Below are 23,678 nucleotides of genomic sequence, written 5' to 3' on the forward strand. Positions count from 1 at the left end.
GGCGGGCTGAGGAGGAGAGGTTGGCTCGTTTGGCCGAGGCTGGGCGTCGCGCCGAACAACGCCGCCAAAGACTGGCGGACCAGTCCGGAGAGTAAAGGACGCGGGGCGCCGGGTGCGCCCCGCGCTTCACCGTTTCACCCTGGGTTGTGGACCGGGCAGGTGTTTCCCCAGGAGTGAAGGGTCGAGGAGGGTTCTGAGCGGCGCTTCGGGTGTTACTCGCCGCGCATGTACATGTTGTCGCAGGATTCGAGTTCGTTTCCGTCCTCGTCCTGGACGATGACGTATCTCAGGTCGAGGCGGCCTTCCTCGCCGTCGAGTTGTCCGGGATAGCCGTTGCGGGCGACTCCCTCGCAGATGGCGTAGTAGGAATCCGGGTCTTCGAACTCGATGACGCGGACGATGATCTCGTAGTCGTTTTCCGAATCGATCCATTCGACGGTGGGGATTTCCTCGCCGAATCCCCCGGGGTGGTCGAAGACGAGTTCGCCGTCGACTTCCTTGGTCCAGGTTTCGTAGTACTTTTCCTTTGCGGCTTCGGCGAGGCTGGGTTCTTCTGTCCCGTTGTCGGCGCTTGGCGCCTCCTCGTCGTTGGGGAACGCGAAGAGGAATGCGAAGAGGAGGACGAAGACAACGGCGATCGCACCGAGGCACCCGTAGGCGATCTTGTTGAAGGTGGGGGAGGACATCAGACTCCTCGGCTCTTGCCATGGGTTCTCTTGTTTGCCAGGGGGATGCTATCACCAGGCTGTGTTCACCCATGGTGATCCAGGCTTTTTCCTTGAGGAGCCTTTCTGTTCGACATCCCGTAGTCGGAGCACGGAGACAGCGCGGGTGTGTCCGTCCGGGCCGAACACGGGGCCGCGTATGACGCGCCGGTCCTTGACACGAGGGATGGCTCATCCCCGGGCAAAGGAGTCCGGAGCGCCGAATCGGAGCCCGTGTGCGCACCGGGTGGTCCGGTGGGTCCACGCATGTGGGAGCCCGCGGTGCCCCTGGTCGCGGGGGAGGTCCGTGGCGGCCCCGAAGCTGAGGTGGAGACCTCGCCTGCCAGGAAACGGACAGTCGGACGTTATCGGAATCCGCCGTACAGAAAGTGCGTGAGGCTGTCTCGGTGTGCTCCCAAAAGAGCTCCTAGCATGCCCTGAAAAGGCGAACACCGAACCCTCGTTCAGGATGCCCGCGGGCGCCCGCGGCGAGATCCTGTCACACCCAAAACCTGTCTTCCTTTTTTCTTTTCTGTTTTATTTCTCTGGCGAAGGAGTCGATGGTGTCTGAAGCCATTTCTGTTTCCATGCGTTTGGTTCCCGAGCTGGCCGGCCTGGGCGAGGCGGTCACCAAGGAGTTGAAGAGCAAGCTGAAAACCGCCGGTGTGGTCGGTGGCAACGAGTTGGGTGCCGCGATCGTCAACGGGACGGCGCAGGTGGTCACAAGCGGCCTCAGCGGTCTTGAAGCCGACGTCCAGCGCTTCGGCGGCCGGATCAAGGGTGAACTCGAGTCGAGCCTCGGGTCCACGGGTGAGAGCGCGGGCGACAAGCTGGGTACGGCTGCCGGGGCAGCGGCGGGCCAGGCCCTGGAGAACGGACTCTCACAGGCCGCACCGGAGCTCGGCGCCATCGGTGCCCAGCTCGGCCAGAACCTCGCCGACGAGTTCGGTGAGCTCGGTGCCCAGGCGGGCCGGCAGTTCGCTGAGAATGTCGTTTCCATGTCGGCGAACCTCGTCAGTAAGGGCTTCACCGCCTCGACCGGGGCACTGCGCGACTTCGTCGCCGGTTTTCGCGAGGGCGGGGAGGCGGCGGACGCTCTGGACAGCAGGATCGGTCGGATGGGCGCCGCGATCCGCGGCCACCTGGACAGCATCGCGCAACAGGCCAGGACCGTGGGCGTCCAGATCTACGACGGCATCGGGCAGCCGGTCGTCCAGGCCGGTCAGCGTGTCGGCCAGGCCATGCGGAGTGCCGCCTCCTCGGTCGGGCAGGCCGCCGCCCCCATCACGGAACCGTTCCGGCGCGCCATGGGGGCGATCGTCGACACCGTCGCACCCGCGGACGGTGCCCTCCGCGGCTTCGCCTCGAAGACGGGCGAGCGCTTCTCCTCGCTCGGAAGCAGGATGCGCAGCTCTCTCGGAACCGCGTTCACGAAGGTGAAGGCGGGGGCGCGCAGTGCCGCGAACGCCGTCGGTACGGCTGTGGGCAACGCCTTCTCGACGCTCGGATCACAGATGAGCAGTGCCCTTTCGCAGATCGGGATAGGCAGCTTCGGTGAGGCGCTGGAGAGCTCATGGGGGCGCCTGGACGCTGTCGACCGGTTGCGTTCGGCGCTCCAGGGGGTCTCCAGTGACGGGGAGCAGACCGAGCGGGTCCTGGACTCCGTGCTGAGTGTGGCCGGAGCCGCGGCTTTCGACGGAGCCCAGTGGGCCAATGCCGGGCGCGAACTGGTCAACATGGGCGTCGCGGCCGACAGGCTGGCGCCCACGATGACCGCGGTGGGTGAGATCGCGGCCTCTGGGGGCAAGATCACCGAGGACTCCATGCGCAGGGCGGTGGGCGCCTTCGACGGACTCATGTCCTCCGGCGAGCTGAGCAGACAGACCCTTGAGGCCTTCGGGGACGCCGCTGCCCCGATCGAGAATCAGCTTCTCAAGGCCTTTAACAAGGAGAGTATCGAGGACCTCTCCCAGGCGATGCGCAACGGTGAGATCACCTCCGAGGAGGTGATGTCCTCCATCGTCGACTCGGTGGGCAGCGGCATGGACGGTGTCAGCGGTTCGATGCAGGACGCCCGGGGGACCTGGGAGGGCACGATGAACCGCCTCAAGAACGCGGTCACCGGTGCCCTGGGCAGTCTCATCGAGCCCTACAAGCCGCAGATCGAGTCGGGGCTCAAGACGATCGGAGAGCAGTTCGAGAAGCTCCCGGACCACATCGGCCGGGTCGTCGCCTTCGTCAAGGAGTCGGGCATCGGGTCGGCCTTCTCCGCGGCCTTCGGGGAGGTGCGCCAGGGGCTGACCTCGTTCCTGGGCGTTCTGGAGGGCCTCGTCCCCAAGATCCAGTCGTTCTTCTCCTTCGTGAAGGAGCACAGGACCACGTTCGGGGCGCTGGCCTCGGCGATCCTCGCGGGCGTGGTCGCGTTCAAGGCCGCCACGACCGCCACCGCCCTCTTCAACGCGGTCATGGCGATGAACCCGATCGGTTTGATCGTGACGGCTCTTGCGGCTCTGGCCGCTGGTCTGGTTTACGCCTACAACAACAGTGAGGCGTTTCGCGAGGTCGTGGACGCGGTGTTCTCCTTCGTGAAAAGCGTCGCCGGGGACGTGATGGCGTTCTTCACCGAGACGCTGCCCGGGATGTGGGAGGTGCTCAAGGTCAAGGCCCAGGAGTTCTGGGACGGCCTGGTCGGTTTGATCGAGACGGCCTGGGAGTGGATCAAGGCGGTCATCGCCCATCATCCCTTCGTCATTTTGTTCACGTACTGGGAGGAGGTGAAGGTATTCATCGGTGAGGCGTGGAACTGGCTGATGGAGAAGACCGGTGTGGTGTGGGACTGGATCGTGGAGAAGATCACCGCGGTGGCCCAGTACCTCGTTGAGTTCCTGACCGGGGTCTGGGAGGGCATCACCACCGCGGTGCAGGTGGCCTGGGACTGGGTGGCGGAGCTGATCTCCACGGCGTGGAACAGGATCGTGGAGTTGGTCGGCTCGGCGGTGCAGGGGGTCGTGGAGCGGGTGGTGGCGTTCCGGGACCGGGTGGTGGCGGTCTTTACGGCGGTGCGTGAGCGTGCGGGTCAGATTTTCGCGGCGGTGCGTGAGCGGGTCGTGGCGATCGTGTCCGCTCTGCGTGATCGTGCGGTGGCGGTGGTGACCGCGATTCGTGAGCGCGTCGTGGGTGCGTTCACGGGGGCGCGGGATCGGGCCGTGGCGGCGTTCGCGGCGATGCGGAGTCGGGTGAGTGAGCGGATCACGTCGTTGTTGTCCACGGTGCGGGGGATTCCGGGGAAGGTGAGGAGTGCTTTTTCCAATGCCAAGTCGATTCTTCTGAACGCGGGTAAGAATATTATTCGCGGGTTGATCGATGGTGTGCAGAACATGATCGGTTCTCTGAAGGGTGAGTTTTCTTCGGTGACGGACATGATTCCGGATTGGAAGGGTCCGGGTCGGGTGGATCGTCGGCTTTTGACTCCTGCGGGTCGGATGATCATGGAGGGTCTTATGGGGGGTATTGATGACAGGTTGCCTGATCTGCGTGGGCAGTTGGGTGATGTGACGGGGGAGATCAACGCGCGGGTCGTGCCGCCTTCCCCCGAAGTCCGCCGACACACCGCCCGGGCCGGCTACGAGGAGGGGGCGCCGCGGATCCAGGTGGTCAACCACTACCCCCGGGCGGAGCCGACCAGTGCCACGGTCAACCGCTCCCTCCAGTACGCGGCGGCGATCGGGGTGGTGTGATTGTCCTGCCTGACGTACCCCCTCAGCGGACGCGGGGCCGTACCCGGCCCCCGCACCGGGGAGGCCGCTGTGTCTGACCGCTGACGGGCACGACGACATCCTTTTCCCCTTCCCGGGCCCGTGCGGGCGTCACAGACGCCCGCACGGGCCCGGTTCGGCGTGTGCGACGCGCTCACACGGCGGACGGCACCGGAAAGCGGGAGCCCACGGACTCCGATCCCCTTTCGTGCTCCGGCGGGATCAGTTGCCGAGGTCGATCTCGACCTCGTTGCCGCCGCGGAAGCGCGAGCTCAGGCCTATGTGGGAGATGTCGGCTGCGGACTCCACGTCGAAGGCGATACTGCTGCTCGCCGGGGAGCCGTCCGGAGGCAGGTCCTGCCACATGGGGCTCTGGAGTTCGATGGTGGCGCCGTAGTCCTCCTCGATCCGCTCGCCGGAGAAGGTGTACACGTGCTGCTCGTCGCGCCAGAACTCGCGGACTCCCGCGTCGGCGACGTCGACGTGCACGATGAGGTACTCGCCGAGGGCTCGGTAGCCGTTGATCTCGTCGGTGACCTCGGTGCCGGTGACCGTGAAGAGCATGCCGTCGTGCTCGACGGTCTCGTTCAGGCCGGGCGTGCTCGTGGCGCTCGGTATGCCGCTTCCCGTACTCCCGCCGTCTTCGGCCTCCTCACCGCGGTCGTTGAAGACGAAGGCGATGAGCGCGACCAGGACGAGGCCGATGACGAACAGGCCGCCGCAGCCCAGGCCGACGAACAGCCAGGGGGAGGCCCTGCCCGGATCCCGGGGATCCTGCGGGGGCGGGGAACCGTGCGGGTCCGCGGGCCCGCACGGCTCGGGAGGACCGAATCCGGGCGGGGGCGGAGGCTCCATCGGGGGCCGCCCGTCGGGCCGAGGGCCCATGGACGGCTGGCCGCCGGTCGTGGGCCTGCGGTCGTGCGGTCCGTCGGAGGAAGGAGGCTGGCTCATGGCGGCCTGGCTTTCTGCGCGGGCGGCGGCAGCGTGTCAGTGTCCGGTGTGCTGTCCGGAAACGCTGCCGGGCTGACGGGGTCCACCGCCCGCGTTCCTTGAGAACGCTTCCGGTCACAACACCAGTGTGGGGTAGGCGGCACGGCTGCCCCTTGTTCACCACACGGTCTTCGTCCTCCCGTGACCAGGCACGGGCCGGAACCAGGAAGCGGGCAGCGAGGTCCCGCCGCTGTCCGAGGCACGCGCTCTAGTGTGGGGGACATGGCACGTCTGCTCATCGTTCACCACACGGTCTCGCCCGCCACCCAGGAGCTGCTGGGCGCGGTGATCGACGGCGCCCGTACCGACGACATCGAGGGGGTGGAGGTGCGGACCGAGGCCGCGCTGTCGGCCACGGCCAGCGACCTGTTCGGCGCCGACGCCCTGATTCTGGGCACCCCGGCCAACATCGGGTACATGTCCGGCGCCCTCAAGGTCTTCTTCGACACGGTCTTCTACCCCGCCCAGGGAACGACCGAGGGGCTCCCGTACTCGCTGTACGTGCATGGAGACAGCGACACCTCCGGCGCTGTCCGGGCGGTCGAGTCCATCGCCAAGGGAATCGGCTGGGAACGGCACCGTCCGCCGGTCACCGTGACGGGCCGTCCCGGCGCGGAGGCCCGCGAGGCCTGCTGGGAGCTGGGCGCCGTCACCGCCCTGGCCGCCCTGGAACGCGCCTGACCGGGGCCGTCTCCGCCGTCTGCCGGGGGCGGGTAGCGGGTCCGGCGCCTTCCCCGGTTAGTTTCGGTGTCGTTCATCCCCGTGCTCGTCTCCGCGCGGGGCCGCGACCACGGAACGGACATCCCCCATGCAGGAACCCGAGACCCCCGTACGCCCGGCGAGGAACCGGGCGACCGTCCGCAGCCGGGGCTTCGCCACCATGGGCGTGCTCACCATGTCACTCGTCGGAGCAGTCGCCTTCTCCCTGCCCCCCTCCGCCTTCGCGTCCGGCACCTTCGACGCGGATCTCCTGGCGGTGCTGCCGATGATGGGCGGTCTCCAGGTCTTCTTCTACCTGCTCTGCTTCCACCCGCGCCTGCGGCTGTCCGAGGAGGGCATCGAGGTGCGGGGCGTCTTCTCCTCCCACTTCGCGCCCTGGCGGTGCGTGGAGACCCCGAACGCGGAGGGCGGTGGACGACTCGTCATCGGGCTCAGCAACGGTGATGCGGTCTCCCACGTCCACTACGGGGGCTCGCTCGGTGGTGACCTGATCCGCTACCGGCACCACCGGAGGACGGTACGGAAGGTCGAGGAGTGGCGGTCGCTGTACGCCTCCGCCGAGGACGGCGGCTACGCGCGCGACATCGAGGCGCGGGTGAGGATCCCCGTCCTTCCGGCCCTCGTGGTCCTCCTCCTCACCGGATTCCTCTCCCTCGCGGGTGTCGCGGTCCACCACCTCGGTGCCTGACCATCCGGTCCACCACCCCGGGCGACTGTGATGCCCGCCACGCCGCATTGACCTCAAGTAATAATGAGGTTGGAGGATCTCCGTGAAGCACACCGCACATCCGAACGGAGACCCCATGACCACCGCCACCGCTACCGCCGCCACCGACGCCCGACGCCCGGGCGCCTCCTGGTGGGCGGCCGGAGCCGTCGCCGTCGCTGCGGCCACCGTCGCCAACCTGGTGCTCCTCGGCCTGGGCCACCTCGTGGGAGCCTCGATGGAGCATCCCGACGGGGCCGGGGGGATCGCCGCCGTGGAGGTCGGGGGAGTGGCCTTCATGAGCGCTTTCCCGCTCGCCGCCGGGTTCGTCGCCGCGGTCCTGCTCTCCCTGTTGTGGAAGGGCTTCCTTCGCACGGGCCAGATCGTGGGGACCGTGCTCGCCGCGGCCTCCACCGCGATGCCGTTCTTCGCCGGGACCGACCTCGCCACCGAGGCCGTCCTCGCCCTCATGCACGTCGTGCTGGTTCCGGCGGTGTGGTTCGGCCTCGGCGCGGTCCGCCGTCGAGCCCTTGCCTGACGCGCCCCGGCCGCCTACGAGCAGGGTCCCTCCCGGCCGGGAGGGACCCTCGCCCGTCGGAGCCTAGAGCTGGTCCCAGGCCTCGGTGAGGACCTTGCGCAGGATGCGCTCGATCTCCTCGAAATGCTCCGGACCGCAGGTCAGCGGCGGGGACAGCTGTACGACCGGCTCGCCCCGGTCGTCGGCGCGGCAGATGAGCCCGGCGTCGAAGAGCGCCCCGGACAGGAAGCCCTTGAGCAGCCGGTGGGACTCCTCCTCTGTGAAGGTCTCCCTGGTCTCCTTGTCCCTGACCAGTTCGATGCCGTAGAAGAACCCGTCGCCGCGCACGTCGCCGACGATCGGCAGGTCCAGGAGCTTCTCCAGGGTCGCGCGGAAGACGGGCGCGTTCTCGCGGACGTTGTCGAGGATGCCCTCGCTCTCGAACAGGTCGAGGTTGGCCAGCGCGGCGGCCGCCGCCACCGGGTGCCCGGCGAAGGTGACGCCGTGCAGGAAGGCGGCCCCCTCCTCCTTGAAGGGCTCCATGAGCTTCTCGCGGGCGATGAGCCCGCCGAGCGGCACGTACCCGCTGGTGGCGCCCTTGGCGAAGGTGATCATGTCGGGCAGGTAGCCGTATCTGGTCGCCCCGAAGTACTCGCCGAGGCGGCCGAAAGCACAGATCACCTCGTCGGAGACCATCAGGACACCGTGGCGGTCGCAGATCTCGCGCACCCTTCGCAGGTACCCGGGCGGCGGCGGGAAGCAGCCGCCGGAGTTCTGGACGGGCTCGACGTAGACGGCGGCCACGGTCTCGGGGCCGCTCTGGACGATGGCCTCCTCGATCTGGTCGGCGGCCCAGCGGCCGAATGCCTCCGGATCGTCGCCGTGCTGGGGAGCGCGGTAGAAGTTCGTGTTCGGTACCTGGACGGTGCTCGGAACCAGCGGCTCGAACGGGGCCTTGATCGCCGACAGGCCCGTGATCGACAGGGCGCCCATGCTGGTCCCGTGGTAGGCGATCTTCCTGCTGATCACCTTGTGCCGGCTGGGCTCACCGATCGCCTTGAAGTACTGGCGGGCCAGCTTCCAGGCCGACTCGACCGCCTCGGAACCGCTCGTGGTGAAGAAGACCCGGTCGAGGTCGCCCGGGGTCAGGCCCGCGAGGCGGTCGGCCAACTCGATCGCCTTGGGGTGCGCGTAGGTCCAGATCGGGAAGTAGGCCAGCTCACGCGCCTGCTCGGCGATGGCGTCGGCGATCTCGGTCCGGCCGTGGCCCACCTGCGAGACGAACAGCCCGGCCAGGCCGTCCAGGTACCTGTTCCCGTCGGCGTCGTAGACGTAGGCGCCCTCACCTCGGGTGATGACGGGGACGTCGGCGTCGTCGTAGGTGGCCATCTCCGTGAAGTGCATCCACAGATGGTCCTTGGCGGCCCGCTGGAGTTGCTCCGGGCTCAGGTGCGCTGCCACTTGGTGCTCCCAAGATCGCTGGGTGGTGCGGGGACCGTGACGGTCGACCCGGGGGTCTCGACAGAACCCACTCAATAGAAATAGTGGCATCCATGGCTAGCATGTCAAGTATCCGTCGGTAACACTAAAGTTTACAACGGAATCCCTTGATCTCGGAGAGTCTCTGGTGGCAGTGTGACGATTCACAGCCCCATGTGCGCCAGAGCGCACCCGATCCCAGGGAGCCGTAGTGACCCAGGAGCCCGGACTCGACCACCTCCGCAACTTCGTCGACGGCGGGTACGTCGACACCGCGGACGGAATCCGCGGCGACCTCATCGACCCGGCCACCGGAAAGGTCTTCGCCACGGCCCCGGTGTCCACGGCGGAGGACGTCGACAACGCGTTCAAGGCCGCACAGCGCGCCTTCGAGACCGGTTGGCGTGACTGGACCCCCGCCGAACGGCAGATCGCCCTCAACAGATTCGCCGACAGAGTGGAGGATCGCGCCGACGAACTGGTCGACGCCGAGGTCCGCAACTGCGGCAAGCCGGTCGGCCTCACCCGGACCGAGGAGATCGGCCAGGTCCTGGACGCGCTGCGCTTCTTCGCGGGCGCCGCCCGCAACCTGGAGGGACGCGCGGCGGGCGAGTACCTCGCCGACCACACCTCCTGGACCCGCCGGGAGCCGCTGGGCGTCGTCGGACAGATCACCCCGTGGAACTACCCCATGGCCATGGCGGCCTGGAAGATCGGCCCCGCTCTGGCCGCGGGCAACACCATCGTCCTCAAGCCCTCCGACACCACCCCGGTCTCCACGCTGCTGCTGGCCGAGATCGCCGCGGAGTTCCTCCCGCCGGGCGTGTTCAACGTCGTCGTCGGGAACCGCGACACCGGCCGGGCCCTGGTGGACCACCCCGTACCGCGGCTGATCTCCCTCACCGGCTCCACCCGGGCCGGGTACGAGGTCGCCCAGGCCGGGTCCAGGGACCTCAAGCGCCTGCACCTGGAGCTGGGCGGCAAGGCGCCGGTCGTGGTCTTCGACGACGCCGACGTCGAGCGCGCCGCCGCCGGGATCGCCGAGGCCGGGTACTTCAACGCGGGGCAGGACTGCACCGCCGCCACGCGCGTACTGGTCGCCCCGGGGATCCATGACGACTTCGCCGCCGCCCTCGCCGAGCAGGCGCACGGCACCGTCACCGCGCCGCCCGGCAACCCCGAAGCCGCCTACGGTCCGGTCAACAACGCCGACCAGCTGGCCCGGATCAGCGGGTTCCTGGACCGCGCGCCCAGCCACGCCGAGGTCCTGGCCGGCGGCTCACGGGTCGGCGACGAGGGCTTCTTCTACGCGCCGACCGTGGTCTCCGGCCTGCGACAGGGCGACGAGATGGTCACCGACGAGATCTTCGGCCCGGTCATCACCGTGCAGCGCTTCACCGACGAGGACACCGCCGTGGCCTGGGCCAACTCAGTCGAGTACGGCCTGGCGTCCAGCGTGTGGACCCGCGACCACGCCCGCGCCCTGAGGGTCTCGCGCCGGCTGGACTTCGGTTGCGTGTGGATCAACACCCACATCCCGATCACCGCGGAGATGCCGCACGGCGGCTTCAAGCACTCCGGCTACGGCAAGGACCTGTCGATGTACTCCTTCGACGAGTACACCCGGGTCAAGCACGTCATGAGCTACATCGGAGACTGAGCCCTCCCCGCCGGGCCGCCCAGCGCGGCCCGGCACCCACCCCGGGCGTACCTGGCCCCACAGGAGGAGTCTCCGCCGCCGGTGGGCAACGAGCCAGGCGGTGGCGACGACGAACCCGGTTGTTCGCGCCCCGAGCCCCGCCCCGAGCTCGCGAGCACGCAGCAAGAACAAGACTGACAGGAACACCCCACCATGGCTCCCACCAGCACCACCCAAACCGAGGCGCCCCAAGCCGACGCCGTCCCGGCCACGGGGCCCGCGATCAGCCTGGCCGGAGTGGTCAAGTCCTTCCGAACCGGGTCCGAGACGGTGCACGCGGTCAGCGGTGTCGACCTGGAGATCGAACGCGGGGAGTTCTTCTCGCTGCTCGGACCGTCCGGCTGTGGCAAGACCACCACCATGCGCATGATCGCCGGCTTCGAGGACCCCACCGAGGGCGTCGTCCGCCTCGACGGCCGCGACGTCACCGGCGTGGCCGCCAACCACCGCGACGTCAACATGGTCTTCCAGAGTTACGCACTCTTCCCGCACATGAGCGTGGCCGACAACGTCGCGTTCGGACTCAGGCGCAAGAGGATCCCCAAAGCCGAGATCACCCGCAGGGTCGGCCGGATGCTCGACCTGGTCGAGCTCGGCCACCGTGCCAAGCACCGCCCGTCGCAGCTGTCCGGCGGTCAGCAGCAGCGCATCGCCCTGGCCCGCGCGCTCGTCAACGAGCCCTCCGCCCTGCTTCTGGACGAGCCGCTCGGCGCGCTCGACCTCAAGCTCCGCCAGTCCATGCAGGTCGAGCTCAAACGCATCCAGCGCGAGGTCGGCATCACCTTCGTCTACGTCACCCACGACCAGGGCGAGGCGCTGACCATGTCCGACCGCATCGCCGTGATGAACAACGGCGCGGTCGAACAGCTCGGCGGGCCGGCCGAGATCTACGAGCGCCCCGCCACCAGGTTCGTCGCCGACTTCATCGGCACCAGCAACCTCGTCCGCGGCGTGGTCGGCACCGGCTCCGGGGGGCTGTGGAGGGTGGAGGTCGCCGACGGTGCCACCGCACTGGTCACCGAACTGCCCGAGACGGCCACCACCGGCTCCCACATCCACCTGACCGTACGCCCGGAGAAGATCCGCATCGGGACCGGTCGGCCCGGGGACGACGTCAGCCGCGTTCCCGGCACGGTCACCGAGACCGTCTACATGGGCGCCGCCACCCACTACCAGGTGGACATCGGCGGCGAGGAGGTCACGGTCTACCAGCAGAACGCGTCGGGCGCCACCCTGGCCGCCGAACGGGGTGAGCGGGTGTGGCTGTCCTGGCGGCCCGAGCACTCCTACGCGCTTCCGTCCTGAGCACCATCACGCACATCCCGGTCCTCGCAGACGCACCAGTCACATCAGGCACCTCCAAACACGCGAGGTACCCATCCCCCCGGGCCCCGCCGCCCTCCGTCAGACCCGCCACCGTGACGGCGGCCCCGAAGAACCGAAGTAGGGAACGACGACATGAACAACCGACCGCGCGCCCGACTGACCCCCGCCCTCATGCGCGGACTCACCCGTGCCCGCCACAGCCCTCCCGCGCTCCCCGGTATGACCCGCCGTCACACCCTCCAAGCGGGCGGCGCCGCCGCGGCCGCACTCGCGATGTCAGCCTGCGGCGTCGGCGGCCAGCAGCGCGACTCCGCCGCCGATGAGGACTTCTGGGTGGGTAAGGAGCGCACGGGCAACCTGCGCTGGGCCAACTGGCCGCTGTACATGGACTCCGAGCGCACCCAGATCCAGCAGTTCACCGAGGCCACCGGTATCGAGGTCGACTACAAGGAGGACGTGCACGAGGCCCCGACGTTCTTCGGGCAGATCCAGCCCAAGCTCGCCAACGGCGACGACATCGGCTACGACCTGATGGTCCTGACCAACGGCTTCGAGCTCGCCAAACTCCTCGAACTCGGCTACCTGGCGCGGCTGGACCACACGAAGCTCCCGGCCTTCGCCGAGTACGCGGGGGAGATCTACAAGAGCACCGCCTACGATCCCGGCAACAAGTACACCGTCCCCTACGCCTCGGGCATCACCGGCATCGCCTACAACCCCGAGTTCGTCGACCGGGAGATCACCAGCTTGCAGGACCTGTGGGACCCGGAGTTCGAGGGCAAGGTCGGCATGTTCGCCGACCCGCAGGAGATCGCCAACTTCGGCCTGCTCGCCAACGGCGTCATCCCGGCCGACTCCACCCCGGAGGACTGGGAGGCCGCGGCCGGGAAGCTCCGCGAGCAGCGCGACTCCGGCGTGGTGCGCGCCTACTACGAGCAGGACTACATCCAGCCGCTCACGAGCGGCGACCTGTGGATGACCATGGCCTGGTCCGGCGACATCTACCAGCAGAACGCCGAGGAGGGCACGAACCTCAAGTTCGTCATCCCCGACGAGGGCGCCACCCTGTGGACCGACAACCTGATGATCCCGTACACCACCCGGGCCCCGGTCGACGCCATCGAACTGATGAACTTCCTCTACGAGCCGGAGATCGCCACCGGCCTCACCGAGTACATCGGCTACATCTCCCCGGTCACGCACGCGCAGGAGGTCATGGCCGAGTGGGCCGACGCCGAGGGCGACGGCGAACGCGCCGAGGCCCTGCGCGAGATGTCGGAGAGCAACCTCGTCTTTCCCGGCGAGGGCGACTACCAGAGGCTCCACAACTACGTGGCGCTGGAGCCCGACCAGCAGGGCGAGTTCTCCTCCCTGTTCCAGGCCGTCACGCAGAGCTGAGTCCGGACCATGAGCAACCGTAAGATCACGCCCTACGTGCTGGTGCTGCCGGCATGGGCCTGGCTGGCACTGTTCTTCGTGGTGCCCATCGGCGGGATGCTGTCCCTGTCGCTGACCACGGGCAACGTGGTCACCGGTTTCCAGCAGACCTTCGAGGCGGGCAACTACGTCACCGCCGTCAGCACCTACTGGGAGCAGATCCTGCGCTCCCTGTTCTACGGGGCCTGCGCCACACTCGTGTGTATCGCCGCGGGTTATCCGATGGCGTACTGGATCGCCTTCCGCGGCGGGGCCTACAAGTCCACGTACCTGCTGCTGATCCTGCTGCCCTTCTTCGTCTCCTTCGTGCTGCGCACCATCTCCTGGCGGTTCTTCCTCTCCGACAGCGGCGTGGTGCTCGGCACGTTCAAGGACCTCGGACTGCTTCCGGAGGGCTTCGCCGTCCTCAACTCCGCGCCCGCGGTGATCCTGGGCCTGGCCTACAACTTCCTGCCGTTCATGGTCCTGCCGATCTACGCGGTCCTGGAGCGTATGGACCCGCACCTGGTGGAGGCCGCGCACGACCTGTACGCCGGACGCGTCCAAGCCTTCGTGCGGGTGATCCTCCCGGTGTCCCTGCCGGGGGTGTTCGCCGGGGTGCTGATGACCTTCATCCCCACCAGCGCCGACTACGTCAACGCCTCGGTACTCGGCGGGACGCACAACACGATGATCGGCAACGTCATCCAGACCCAGTACCTGGTCAACAACAACTACCCGATCGCCGCCTCGATCACCTTCGTCCTCATGGGGCTGCTGCTGGTCGGGATCTTCAGCTACGCACGGGCTCTGGGCACCGAACGGGTCATGGAGGTGCACGCATGAGCACCGAAGTCCACAGGCGGGAAGCCTCCGGAGGCGGAGCCGTTCCGGCGGCGGGGCGGGGCCGTGCGCGCCGCCGGGTCGACTGGGGCCGCTACTACACCTGGGCCGTGCTGGTCTGGCTGTTCGCTCCCATCGTGTTCATGGTCGCGTTCAGCTTCAACGACCCGGCAGGCCGGCACAACATCACCTGGCAGGGTTTCACCCTGAAGTGGTACCAGAACGCGTTCGCCCACGCCGAGCTCAACGAGGCGATGTTCAACTCGGTGAGTATCGCGCTGTTGTCCATGGTCGTGGCGGGCGTACTGGGCACCCTACTCGGGCTGGCCCTGGGCCGGTTCGACTTCCGCGGCAAGCAGCTCACCAACCTGGTGATGTTCGCGGCGATCAGCGCGCCCGAGGTGGTGCTCGGCGCCGCGCTGCTCTCCACCTTCCTGACGATGAACGTGACCACCGGCTACTGGACGACCGTGATCGCGCACGTGATGTTCTGCGTGTCCTTCGTCGCCATCACCGTGCGGGCCCGCGTCATCACCCTGGACCCGCGCCTGGAGGAGGCCGCCCGTGATCTCGGCGCCGGGCCCTGGGAGACGTTCCGGCTGGTCACGCTGCCCATGTTGTTCCCCGCCATCATGGCGGGAGGGCTGCTGGCCTTCGCCCTGTCCATCGACGACTACATCATCACCTCGTTCGTCAGCGGAGACGTCACCACCTTCCCGCTGTGGGTCTGGGGCTCCACACGCGTGGGTATCCCGCCACAGGTCAACGTCATGGGAACTCTGCTGTTCGCGGTCGGGCTGATCATGGCCGTGGTCAACATCGCCATGGCCCGGCGCCGGAGCACGGCGAAGGACTGAACCCGGCGCTGGTGCCCGATCCCGGGGTGATGAGCAGCGTCCAACAACAAACGGAGTGGAACTCATGGCCGATGGAGCGACCGAGCAGGTGACGAGGGCCCTGGCGGACACCCGTCCCAGTGTCTTCTGGCTCGATCCCGGTGTTTCGGGGCACGACGTCCCCGAGCCCGGGCCGGCCCTGACCGGCGACGTGTTCGCCGACCTGGCGGTGGTCGGCGCCGGTTTCAGCGGGCTGTGGACCGCGCTCATCGCCAAGGAGCGCGACCCCGACCGGGACGTGGTCCTGGTGGAGGCCCGTACCGCCGGGTGGGCGGCCTCCGGACGCAACGGCGGATTCTGCGCCGCCAGCCTCACCCACGGCTATGACAACGGCGCCGAGCGCTGGCCCGAGGAGGTCGTCGAGCTCGAACGCCAGGGACACGCCAACCTCGACGGAATCGAGGAGGCCGTGGCCGGGTACGGGATCGACTGCGGGTTCGAGCGCACCGGCGAGGTGCTGGTCGCCACCGAGCCCTGGCAGGCCGAAGGGTTCGCCGAGGCCGCCGAGACGATGACCGCCATGGGCTACACCTCGCACGTGTGGGACGCCGAGCGCATCCGGAGGGAGATCGACTCGCCCACCTACGTGGGAGCGCTGTACGAGCCTGACAGCGTCGCCATGGTCCACCCGGCCAAGCTCGCCTGGGGGCTGCGCGCCGCCTGCCAGCGGCTCGGAGTGCGGATCTTCGAGAACACGCCCGTGCGCGCGATCCGGTCCGTCCCGGCGGGCCTTCGCCTGGAGACCGGCGGCGGCGCCCTGCACGCGCGCAGGGTGGCCTGGGGGACCGGGGCGTTCCCCGGTCCCCTGCGCAGGCTCAAGCACTACCTGGTCCCGGTCTACGACTACGCGCTGATGACCGAGCCGCTCACCGACGAGCAGATGGAGTCCCTGGGGTGGAGGGGCCGCCAGGGGGTGTCCGACTCCGCGAACTTCTTCCACTACTACCGGCTGACCTCGGACAACCGCGTCCTGTGGGGCGGCTACGACATCGTGCACCACTACGGCGGCAAGGTGCGCCCGGAGTTCGACCAGCGTCCGGAGACCTTCCGCAGGCTTGCCGGGCACTTCTTCGAGACCTTCCCCCAACTGGAGGACGTGCGGTTCACCCACAGCTGGGGCGGGGTCATCGACACGTGCAGCCGGTTCTCCGCCTTCTACGGCACCGGGTACGGAGGCCGCCTGGCCTACGCCGCCGGATACACGGGGCTGGGCGTGGGCGCGTCCCGCTTCGGCGCGCAGGTGATGCTGGACCGTCTCGACGGCCTGGACACCGAGCGCACCCGGCTGCGTATGGTCCGGGAGAAGCCGCTGCCCTTTCCGCCAGAGCCGGTCCGTTCCCTGGGAATCGGGTTGACCCTGCGCGCGACCGCCGCCGCCGACCGCAACGGAGGCCGCCGCAACCTGTGGCTGCGCGGTCTGGACGCGGTGGGTCTGGGCTTCGACAGCTGACGGCGGGACGGCCGCGGCGGCCAGGGTGCGGCCGTGCCGAAGGAGAGCGGAAGCGGGGCAGAAAAGGGTGGAAAAGGCTGGGTAACGGCTTGGCCGGGGAGGCGGGCGGGGCGGCGTGGCGTCCTTGCCGCGTCCGGGCACCGGGTCAAGATGGGGCAGGTGGCAAGGGAATCCGAGGCGGTACACGTGCGCGTACGCGTCCTCGACCGCCGATGGCCGTTTCCTTGTCGGCCTGCCGCCGTCGCTGTCCCCGAACACGAACTCCCGTTCCAGGCACACCGCGTGGCCGCCCACCGGCCCAAGTCCTCAGGCCGCGCGGTGCTCTTCCCCAGCGGCGGCGGCGGGCGAGAGGGCGTCGGGCGCCCGGGCGTCAGTAGCCCCGCCAGGCCCCCTGGTGGTAGCCGATCACCCGGGGGTGCATGAGGGTCGACTCCTCCACGTCCTCCTCGCGGCGGTCCCTGGGAAAGACCTGGGCGGCGGCCAGCAGGGGGTCGTCGAGGAAGCGCAGGGGCGGCGCGTCGTCGGGAACGCGCAGTCCGGGTGGCTCGTCCTTGGCGGCGAGGTAGAAACCCCAGTTGCCGAAGGTCGGCACGTCCACGTTGTAGGGGGTGGCGGCCAGCCCGGCGTCGTCCAGGGAGTGGCTCACGCTCCAGTAGGCGTCCGGAGCGAAGAAGGGCGAGCCGGCCTGCACCACCACGCGGCCCTGGTCGGACAGGGCATGGCGCAGGAGCGAGTAGAACTCGACGGTGTAGAGCTTGGAGGTGCCGACGTCGGTGCCGTCCGGCAGGTCGGCGACGATCACGTCGAACTGCTCGTGGTTGTCGCGGAGCCACTGGAAGGCGTCGGTGTTGACGACGTCCAGGCGCGGGTCCTCGAAGGAGTCCTCGTTGAGGTCGCTGATCACCGGGTCGGTGGAGGACAGGTCGATCACGGCCGGGTCCAGGTCCACGAGGGTCGCCGAGGCCACGTCGTCGTAGGAGAGGATCTCGCGCAGGGCCAGGCCGTCGCCGCCGCCCAGTACCAGCACGTCCTCGTGCGGACCCGCCATCGCCGGGTGGACCAGCGACTCGTGGTAGCGGTACTCGTCCAGGGTGGAGAACTGCAAGTCCCCGTTGAGGAACATGCGGACGTCCTTGCCGTCGAGGGACTGGGTGACCACGATCTCCTGGTACTCGGAGCGCTCGGCGTGCACGATCGGGTCGCGGTACAGGGCTTGGCGGGCGTCCACCTCGAACTCGTCGGCGTAGAGGTAGGCCAGGCCGAGCACCGAGATGATGAGCGCCAGGCCGATGCTCAGGGCCGCGTAGGCGCGCCGGGTCAGTTCCGAGCGGAACAGCCACAGCACCACCGCCATACCGACCACGGCGTTCAGCGTCCCCACCATCAGCGCGCCCTTGGGCAGGCCCAGTAGCGGCAGCAGCAGGAACGGGAACGCCAGGCCGCCGATCAGCCCGCCCACGTAGTCGGCGGCGAACAGGTCCGCGACCGCGTCGGAGGCCTCCTGCTTGCGGATGCGCTGGATCAGCGTCATCAGCAGCGGGATCTCCATACCGATGAGCATGCCGATGGCGAACGCCAGCAGTACCAGCGCGGGCTGGTAGGCGGAGAACCACGCGAACGCCCCGTACAGCAGCAACACGCACAGACCGCCGACCAGCGAGAGCAGACCCTCGATCGCTGCGAAGGCCACGGCGGGGTTCGCCTGGAAGCGCTTGGACAGCAGCGAGCCCACACCCATGGCGAAGACCATCACGGACAGGACCACGGAGGCCTGGGTGATGGTGTCGCCCAGGAGATAGCTGCCGATGGCGACGAGCGCCAGTTCGTACACCAGGCCGCAGGCGGCGCAGATGAACACCGCCAGCAGCACGAGGAAGCGTGCCGCCCTGGTGGGAACCGGGAGGCGGGGCCGGGTGCGGGCGGCGGTCTCAGTCAACACGGGTGCCTTCGTCTGATGGTGCTGGCGGCCGGGGTCAGGGGGCCGGTCAGAAACGTGGGAATCGGGGTCAGGTGAGGGCCGCCGCGACGACCAGGGCGATCGCCACGTGCGCGGAGGCGCTCACCCAGGAGGCCGGGTGCGGTTCGTGGTCGCTGATCATGTGGGCGATCTTGGTGGGGGTGACGAGGTCGATCAGCAGGAACGACAGCCCCATGACGCCCAGACCGATCAGGCCGTAGACGACGGTCGAGAGCAGTCCCGCGCCCAGGCCGCTCTCGGAGTCGCTGGAGAGGATCGCCGTGGTGACGACGATGGCCGAACCCAGCGTGTTGGCGGACACGAGCAGCACGGCGTTGCTGTTGCGGTCCTCCCAGATCAGCTTGTGCAGCTTGCCGGGGGTGAGGAGGTCGGTGAGCAGGTAGCCCACCACGAGGATGACGATGCCCACCCCGCCGTAGGCGAGGGCTGCGAGGGAGTTGAAAAGGAGCTCGTTCATGGTCCTGTCCGCTGGTAGGGGGAGTAGTGGTCCGGTACTTGGAGCAGGTGCGGGCTACTTGCCGAAGCCGCTGCCGCCGCCACGGTAACTGCTGCCGCTACCGCCGCTGGAGTTGCTGGAGTTGTTGGAACCGCCGCCGCCGAAGATGAAGAACCCTCCGCCGGAGGATCCCGAGGACCCGTCGCAGTCGTCGTCGTCATAGTTCGGGTCCGCGACGACGTCGTCGTCGGGGCAGTAGTTGTCGCTGTTGTTGTCGCAGGCGCTGATCAGGATCAGGAGCAGCAGGATGGTGCCGATGATCACGAACACCGTGATCACGATCTTTCTGTTGTCCTCGGGCGCCGCGTCTGACTTCATGGTGTGGTTCTCCCGGAGATGGGGGGTGTGGTCACTGCGGAGGTGGTCGTCACCAACTCGCCGCTCTGCGGATAGGCATGCCAGGTGCGCCAGCGGAGTGGCCCTCCGGGGCCGGGGACCAGGTGCAGCGCGGTGGCCGACAGGGGATCACCGGGAAAGGTGACGACCAGGCCGTCGGAGGAGCCGGCCACCTCGCGGTGGATGCGTTCCACCCGGCGGGTCAGCTCGGCACGCGGCAGGGACTCCACAAGCGAGTCGAAACGGTAGCGGCCCAGCTCGGGACGCTCGGCGTTGCCGGGCAGGCCGCCGGGCAGACCGGGCAGGCAGGCCACGGTCTCCACCAGCGGCCCGCCCCGGGCAGCCGGACCCCGCGCGGTCAACGCCCCGTCCTCCGGCTCCGGCGTGACGGCCACCTGGTGGGAGGCGCCGAGCACGCGCAGTTCGACCCGGGCGCCCGGTACCCGCACGACACGGGTGGCCAGGGGATCGACCAGCGGGTGGCTCAGGGTCCAGACCAGGTCGTCGGCGCTGGTGTCGACGAAGGGGGCGCTGATGCTCGCGTGCACGTCCCGATCAGCTCCCCGGGTAGATGGTGAAGGTCCCGGGGGTGACCTCGGTTCCGGTGCTGGCCTCCCAGCGGCCGTGGTCGAAGCGTTCGAAGGACAGCATCCTGCCGTCGTCGGACTCGTAGTCCGCGTAGTCGTGGCCTCCCTGGGCCTTCAGGCCGGTAGTGCCCTCGGACCGGTAGGAGCCGCTGCCCTTCTCCTGGAGTTTGTAGACGACGCCCTCCAGCTCGATGGACAACCCCTGCGGGATGATGTCGAGATCGGGGCGGCCGGTCCACAGGGCCAGCTCCACGTCCGGGTCCTCCTCCACGGAGAGCCAGCGCTTACCGCCCTCGACCTCCAGGAAGTGCTCCGACCAGGTGTAGCCGCCGTCGGACAGGCGCAGGGTGCCGCGGATCCAGGTCCGCTCGGTGCCCCAGTCGATCATGTCGCCCGCCTTGAGGGCGCGCGGATCGCCCGCGGTGCTGTCGCCGTTGTCGGCGAAGGGGTCCTGCGGCGGTGCGGGGGACTTGTGAGCGCTCCCCTGGTTCTTGGAGCGCCGCGTGTAGACCACGATGCCGACCACGACGGCGACGATGACGACAAGGAGTAACAGTACGAGTTCGATGGCCAATGTTCCTCGTTTCGCGACAGAGCGTGAGGGAGTAGGGGAATCAAGGAGAGGTACGATCCTCACCTGCGGTTTTTCCGAGGCCAGACCAGCCTACTGGCGGTTTGACGCCATTTGTGGAACCAAGGTTCCGGACCCGTCCGGACCGGTGCGCGGAAAGGCCGTCCGCGGGAACTGCCCGTGAACGGCCGGTAGCGGTGGTGAACCTGTTCGTGTCAGGCGCTCATCCGTGAGGATCACCGGTCTCCGCCGGGAGGGCGTCGTCGCCTCCCCACCGGCTCCACGACCCTGGGTACAGGCGGGCACCGGAGTACCCGGCATGCTCCAGGGCGAGCAGGTCGTGGCAGGCGGTGACCCCGGAACCGCAGTAGGCGGTGATGGTGTCGGCGGAGTCGGCGCCGAGACCGGCGAAGCGCTCACGCAGGGCCTCCGGGCCGGCCAGGAACCCGTCGCCGTCGAGGTTGCCGGCCCACTCCGCGCTGCGGGCGCCCGGCACGTGCCCGGGGCGGGCGTCGACGGGTGCGGGCTGCTCGCCGGTGTAGCGGACGCGGGCCCGGGCGTCGACCAGCAGGTGCGCCGGGTCGCCGGTCCGGGCGCGGACGGCATCGGTGTGCATGACCCGGTCCTCGGGCCAGGGCACCGGGGTGCGGTGGACGGGCTCGGGTGTGACCTCACCCTGCTCCAGTTCTCCGTCCCACGTCCGCATGCCGCCGTCCAGGAAGGCAGCCGGGGTGCCGAGGACACGCAGCATCCACACGAGGCGGGCGGCGACCGAACCGCCCGCGTCGTCGTAGACGACCACGGAGTCGTCGTCACCGATGCCGAGGCGGCCGAGCGTGTTCGCGAAATCGGCCGGATCGGGCAACGGGTGGCGGCCGCCCCCGGGACCGGCCGGTGCGGCGAGATCGGTGTCCAGGTCGGTGAAGACCGCACCGGGCAGATGACCGGAGCGGTGGGCGTCGCGGCCGGACCGGCCGTCGAGGTACCACCGGGAGTCGACGAGGACGACCTGGTCGCGGTGCTCGCGGAGCCAGTCGGCCGATACGGTCACCGGAAGAGTCAGGGATTCGGACATGGGCGACAGCTTACTGATACCGGGTCGCTGGCCACGGCGTGTCCGGTCAGCCCTTGTCCATGCGGTGGACGTGCAGGATCCACCACAGGCCCAGCGCCGGCAGCACCAGCGGGATGAACAGGTAGCCGCTGCCGAAGTTCGACCACACCGTGTCGTCGGGGAACACCTCCGGCAGGAGGACGCTGGCCGCGCCCACCACGAGTACCCCGACCGCCTCGACAGCGCACGAGACCAGGGCGACCACACGCGAGGTGCGTCCGGCCCGGGCCAGGCCGACCGCCGCGACCAGGTAGACCACTCCGGCGAGCAGGGACAGCGCGTAGGCCAGGGGTGCCTCGTCGAACTTCGTGGCCAGCTGGGAGCCGCCCCGCGCGGTCGCGGCGAGTGCGAACACCCCGTACACGGCGACGAGGAGCCGCCCGGGGCCGGTGCGCAGGGTCTTGGCGGCGGGTGGTGCGCCGGGTTCAGGCAACGGGGCTCCAGAGCTGTTCGAGCCGGACGAACAGGACGGGCAGGATCAGGCACGCGAAGGCGATCACGGCCGGCCCCCACTTGCTACGTTCCATGAATCCCCACACGGCGCACGCGGGCGGCAGCAGCGCCACGGTGGCCATGTAGGACACGAACATGGCCGTCTCGGCGGGTCGGCCGCCGCCGATCACGGTGGCGACGGTGGCGCCCACCTGCCCGAGGACGAGGAGCCACAGGAAACCCATGCCGACGAGGTGGGGAACCACCATGGGCTGGTCGCGGAAGGTCGAGACGAGGCACCACCCGGCCATCGCCAGCGACACCATCTGAATCGTCATGGTCAGCCAGTCGACCACGCCGCCTCCGCTCGCCGTTCTCCGTGTCCGCCCATGTCAGCGGTTTTTTCTACGACACAGCGTAGTACCCGGTGGCCACCACATGGCCCCGGCCCCGGACACGACGGGGCACGGGTCGCGTGAACAGCGGGAACGGCCGGTTCCGGACATGTCTAGGGCGGGACGGGCACGGCCCGGACGGCCCCGTGTCGGATATGGTCCTCCCAGCCGCACGTGTTCCAGCCGGTACACGGCCCAGGGCCGCGGCACATCCCCTACGCCATCGTGTACGAGAACCGGAGCACACGCGTGTCCTATCCCCAGTACCCTTCCGGCCCCCAGCAGCCCCCATACGGAGACCCCACGGGCGGGCAGTCCCCCTACGGCGGCCCTCCCGGCGGTCCCCCTCCCGGTCCTCCGCCCGGCGGTCCCCCTCCCGGCGGACAGCCGCCCCACGGCATGCCCCCCGGCCCGCCCGGAGGAGGGCAGCCCCCCTACGGTCCGCCCGGAGGGCAGCCCCCCTACGGTCCGCCCGGAGGGCAGCATCCCTACGGTCCGCCGCCCGGCGGCCCGCCTCCGAAGAAGGGCATGTCCACCGGTGCCAAGGTCGGCCTCGGCGTCGGCGGCTGCCTCGGACTCCTGGCCATCGCGGTCGTCGTCATCGTGATCGGGGCCTCGCTGTCCGGGGTCGATGACACCGAGTCGGCCGCCCCAGAGCCCTCCGCCACACAGGAGGACGAGGCCGCACAGGAGGACGACGCCACGCAGGAGGGCACCACCGAGGAGGAGTCCGCCAACGAGCAGGGCATCAGCATGACCGCCTCCAACGCGGGCACCGCCGGGGACGTCATCGACGACACCGCCGTCTACACGGTGCTGGACATCGAGATCACCAACGAGGGTGACGAGGCGTTCAGCGTCAACCCGATGAGCTTCACCGCGGTGCTCGACGACGGCACCGAGAGGGCGGACTGGGGCGAGAGCCTCTTCGCAGACATCGAATCGTTCGATGACACCCCCCTGCAACCCGGTTCCAGCGCTTCCGGGCAGATCGCCGTGGTGGGCGAGGTCGTGGTCTCCGAGGTCCGGTACTCACCGAACTTCGGCCTGGAAGGCGACCCGGTCGTGACCGCGGTCGAATAGCCCGAACGTGGGAGCACCCCGGCCGCGGACCGTCCGCGCCCGGGGTGCCTTCGTGTGTGGAGGCCCGGGCCGTATCCGGGAAGCAGAGCGAATGTCTCTCTTTGGTGAAAAGGGAGTTTTTCCAGGTTTTGTTGGATACCGTCCTCGCACGCGTGTTCCCGCTCGGCATGCGATGTCCAGTGCGG

At 68.9% G+C, this 23,678-nt stretch carries 22 protein-coding genes; 11 read left to right on the plus strand and 11 right to left on the minus strand.

The window, feature by feature from the left end:
• Nucleotides 1-212: 212 nt before the first annotated feature.
• Complete coding sequence (locus tag AC0T5L_RS22495) at nt 213-686, minus strand: hypothetical protein (protein WP_476167453.1); 474 nt, start codon at nt 684-686, stop codon at nt 213-215.
• A gap of 581 nt (nt 687-1,267) precedes the next feature.
• On the opposite strand from AC0T5L_RS22495, the gene AC0T5L_RS22500 reads away from it, so the two are divergent.
• The gene (locus tag AC0T5L_RS22500) at nt 1,268-4,441 is read left to right on the plus strand and encodes a phage tail protein (RefSeq protein WP_476167454.1); all 3,174 of its coding nucleotides are present in this window, start codon (nt 1,268-1,270) and stop codon (nt 4,439-4,441) included.
• A gap of 240 nt (nt 4,442-4,681) precedes the next feature.
• Here the strand turns inward: AC0T5L_RS22500 and AC0T5L_RS22505 are convergent, their stop codons facing one another.
• Entirely contained in the window at nt 4,682-5,410 is a 729-nt protein-coding gene (locus AC0T5L_RS22505; RefSeq protein WP_476167455.1) for a hypothetical protein, read from the minus strand.
• A 261-nt stretch (nt 5,411-5,671) separates the two neighbouring features.
• Here AC0T5L_RS22505 and AC0T5L_RS22510 point away from each other — a divergent pair, with 261 nt between their 5' ends.
• The 3 genes from AC0T5L_RS22510 (at nt 5,672) to AC0T5L_RS22520 (ending at nt 7,413) form a co-directional block, all read left to right on the plus strand.
• Nucleotides 5,672-6,130 carry a flavodoxin family protein gene (locus tag AC0T5L_RS22510; RefSeq protein ID WP_476167456.1) on the plus strand — a complete coding sequence of 153 codons (459 nt, stop codon included), beginning with the start codon at nt 5,672-5,674 and terminating at the stop codon, nt 6,128-6,130.
• A gap of 127 nt (nt 6,131-6,257) precedes the next feature.
• Entirely contained in the window at nt 6,258-6,857 is a 600-nt protein-coding gene (locus AC0T5L_RS22515; RefSeq protein WP_476167457.1) for a PH domain-containing protein, read from the plus strand.
• A gap of 115 nt (nt 6,858-6,972) precedes the next feature.
• Complete coding sequence (locus AC0T5L_RS22520) at nt 6,973-7,413, plus strand: DUF6069 family protein (protein WP_476167458.1); 441 nt, start codon at nt 6,973-6,975, stop codon at nt 7,411-7,413.
• A 63-nt stretch (nt 7,414-7,476) separates the two neighbouring features.
• Here the strand turns inward: AC0T5L_RS22520 and AC0T5L_RS22525 are convergent, their stop codons facing one another.
• The gene (locus AC0T5L_RS22525) at nt 7,477-8,853 is read right to left on the minus strand and encodes an aspartate aminotransferase family protein (protein ID WP_476167459.1); all 1,377 of its coding nucleotides are present in this window, start codon (nt 8,851-8,853) and stop codon (nt 7,477-7,479) included.
• A gap of 229 nt (nt 8,854-9,082) precedes the next feature.
• On the opposite strand from AC0T5L_RS22525, the gene AC0T5L_RS22530 reads away from it, so the two are divergent.
• From AC0T5L_RS22530 to AC0T5L_RS22555, 6 genes are all read left to right on the plus strand, one after another.
• The gene (locus AC0T5L_RS22530) at nt 9,083-10,531 is read left to right on the plus strand and encodes a gamma-aminobutyraldehyde dehydrogenase (RefSeq protein ID WP_476167460.1); all 1,449 of its coding nucleotides are present in this window, start codon (nt 9,083-9,085) and stop codon (nt 10,529-10,531) included.
• A gap of 192 nt (nt 10,532-10,723) precedes the next feature.
• Entirely contained in the window at nt 10,724-11,875 is a 1,152-nt protein-coding gene (locus tag AC0T5L_RS22535; protein ID WP_476167461.1) for an ABC transporter ATP-binding protein, read from the plus strand.
• A gap of 153 nt (nt 11,876-12,028) precedes the next feature.
• Complete coding sequence (locus AC0T5L_RS22540) at nt 12,029-13,294, plus strand: ABC transporter substrate-binding protein (protein ID WP_476167462.1); 1,266 nt, start codon at nt 12,029-12,031, stop codon at nt 13,292-13,294.
• A 9-nt stretch (nt 13,295-13,303) separates the two neighbouring features.
• Nucleotides 13,304-14,158, plus strand: a complete 855-nt coding sequence (locus AC0T5L_RS22545) for an ABC transporter permease (RefSeq protein WP_476167463.1) — start codon at nt 13,304-13,306, stop codon at nt 14,156-14,158.
• Nucleotides 14,155-15,012, plus strand: a complete 858-nt coding sequence (locus AC0T5L_RS22550) for an ABC transporter permease (RefSeq protein WP_476167464.1) — start codon at nt 14,155-14,157, stop codon at nt 15,010-15,012. The genes AC0T5L_RS22545 and AC0T5L_RS22550 overlap by 4 nt, the downstream gene beginning before the upstream one ends.
• A gap of 64 nt (nt 15,013-15,076) precedes the next feature.
• Nucleotides 15,077-16,501, plus strand: coding sequence for an NAD(P)/FAD-dependent oxidoreductase (locus AC0T5L_RS22555; protein ID WP_476167465.1), 1,425 nt, complete (start codon nt 15,077-15,079; stop codon nt 16,499-16,501).
• A gap of 370 nt (nt 16,502-16,871) precedes the next feature.
• On the opposite strand, the gene AC0T5L_RS22560 is transcribed toward AC0T5L_RS22555, so the two are convergent.
• The 8 genes from AC0T5L_RS22560 to AC0T5L_RS22595 form a co-directional block, all read right to left on the minus strand.
• Nucleotides 16,872-18,437: a polyamine aminopropyltransferase gene (locus AC0T5L_RS22560; protein WP_476167518.1), complete on the minus strand. Its 1,566-nt coding sequence runs from the start codon at nt 18,435-18,437 to the stop codon at nt 16,872-16,874.
• Nucleotides 18,438-18,507: 70 nt separating this feature from the next.
• Nucleotides 18,508-18,936, minus strand: coding sequence for a DUF350 domain-containing protein (locus tag AC0T5L_RS22565; protein WP_476167466.1), 429 nt, complete (start codon nt 18,934-18,936; stop codon nt 18,508-18,510).
• A 54-nt stretch (nt 18,937-18,990) separates the two neighbouring features.
• Nucleotides 18,991-19,293: a hypothetical protein gene (locus AC0T5L_RS22570; protein ID WP_476167467.1), complete on the minus strand. Its 303-nt coding sequence runs from the start codon at nt 19,291-19,293 to the stop codon at nt 18,991-18,993.
• On the minus strand, nt 19,290-19,859 hold the full coding sequence (locus AC0T5L_RS22575) for a DUF2617 family protein (RefSeq protein ID WP_476167468.1): 570 nt from the start codon (nt 19,857-19,859) through the stop codon (nt 19,290-19,292). The genes AC0T5L_RS22570 and AC0T5L_RS22575 overlap by 4 nt, the downstream gene beginning before the upstream one ends.
• Nucleotides 19,860-19,866: 7 nt before the next feature.
• Nucleotides 19,867-20,472: a DUF4178 domain-containing protein gene (locus AC0T5L_RS22580; RefSeq protein ID WP_476167469.1), complete on the minus strand. Its 606-nt coding sequence runs from the start codon at nt 20,470-20,472 to the stop codon at nt 19,867-19,869.
• Nucleotides 20,473-20,692: 220 nt separating this feature from the next.
• Nucleotides 20,693-21,544, minus strand: coding sequence for a sulfurtransferase (locus AC0T5L_RS22585; RefSeq protein ID WP_476167470.1), 852 nt, complete (start codon nt 21,542-21,544; stop codon nt 20,693-20,695).
• 46 nt (nt 21,545-21,590) lie between these two features.
• The gene (locus tag AC0T5L_RS22590) at nt 21,591-22,016 is read right to left on the minus strand and encodes a hypothetical protein (protein WP_476167471.1); all 426 of its coding nucleotides are present in this window, start codon (nt 22,014-22,016) and stop codon (nt 21,591-21,593) included.
• Nucleotides 22,009-22,371 carry a hypothetical protein gene (locus tag AC0T5L_RS22595; RefSeq protein WP_476167472.1) on the minus strand — a complete coding sequence of 121 codons (363 nt, stop codon included), beginning with the start codon at nt 22,369-22,371 and terminating at the stop codon, nt 22,009-22,011. Before AC0T5L_RS22595 ends, AC0T5L_RS22590 begins: the two co-directional genes overlap by 8 nt.
• Nucleotides 22,372-22,938: 567 nt before the next feature.
• Between AC0T5L_RS22595 and AC0T5L_RS22600 the strand changes: the two genes are divergently transcribed.
• Nucleotides 22,939-23,493, plus strand: a complete 555-nt coding sequence (locus tag AC0T5L_RS22600) for a DUF4352 domain-containing protein (protein ID WP_476167473.1) — start codon at nt 22,939-22,941, stop codon at nt 23,491-23,493.
• Nucleotides 23,494-23,678: the final 185 nt, after the last annotated feature.

This window comes from Nocardiopsis sp. TRM 82005 (assembly GCF_056312425.1).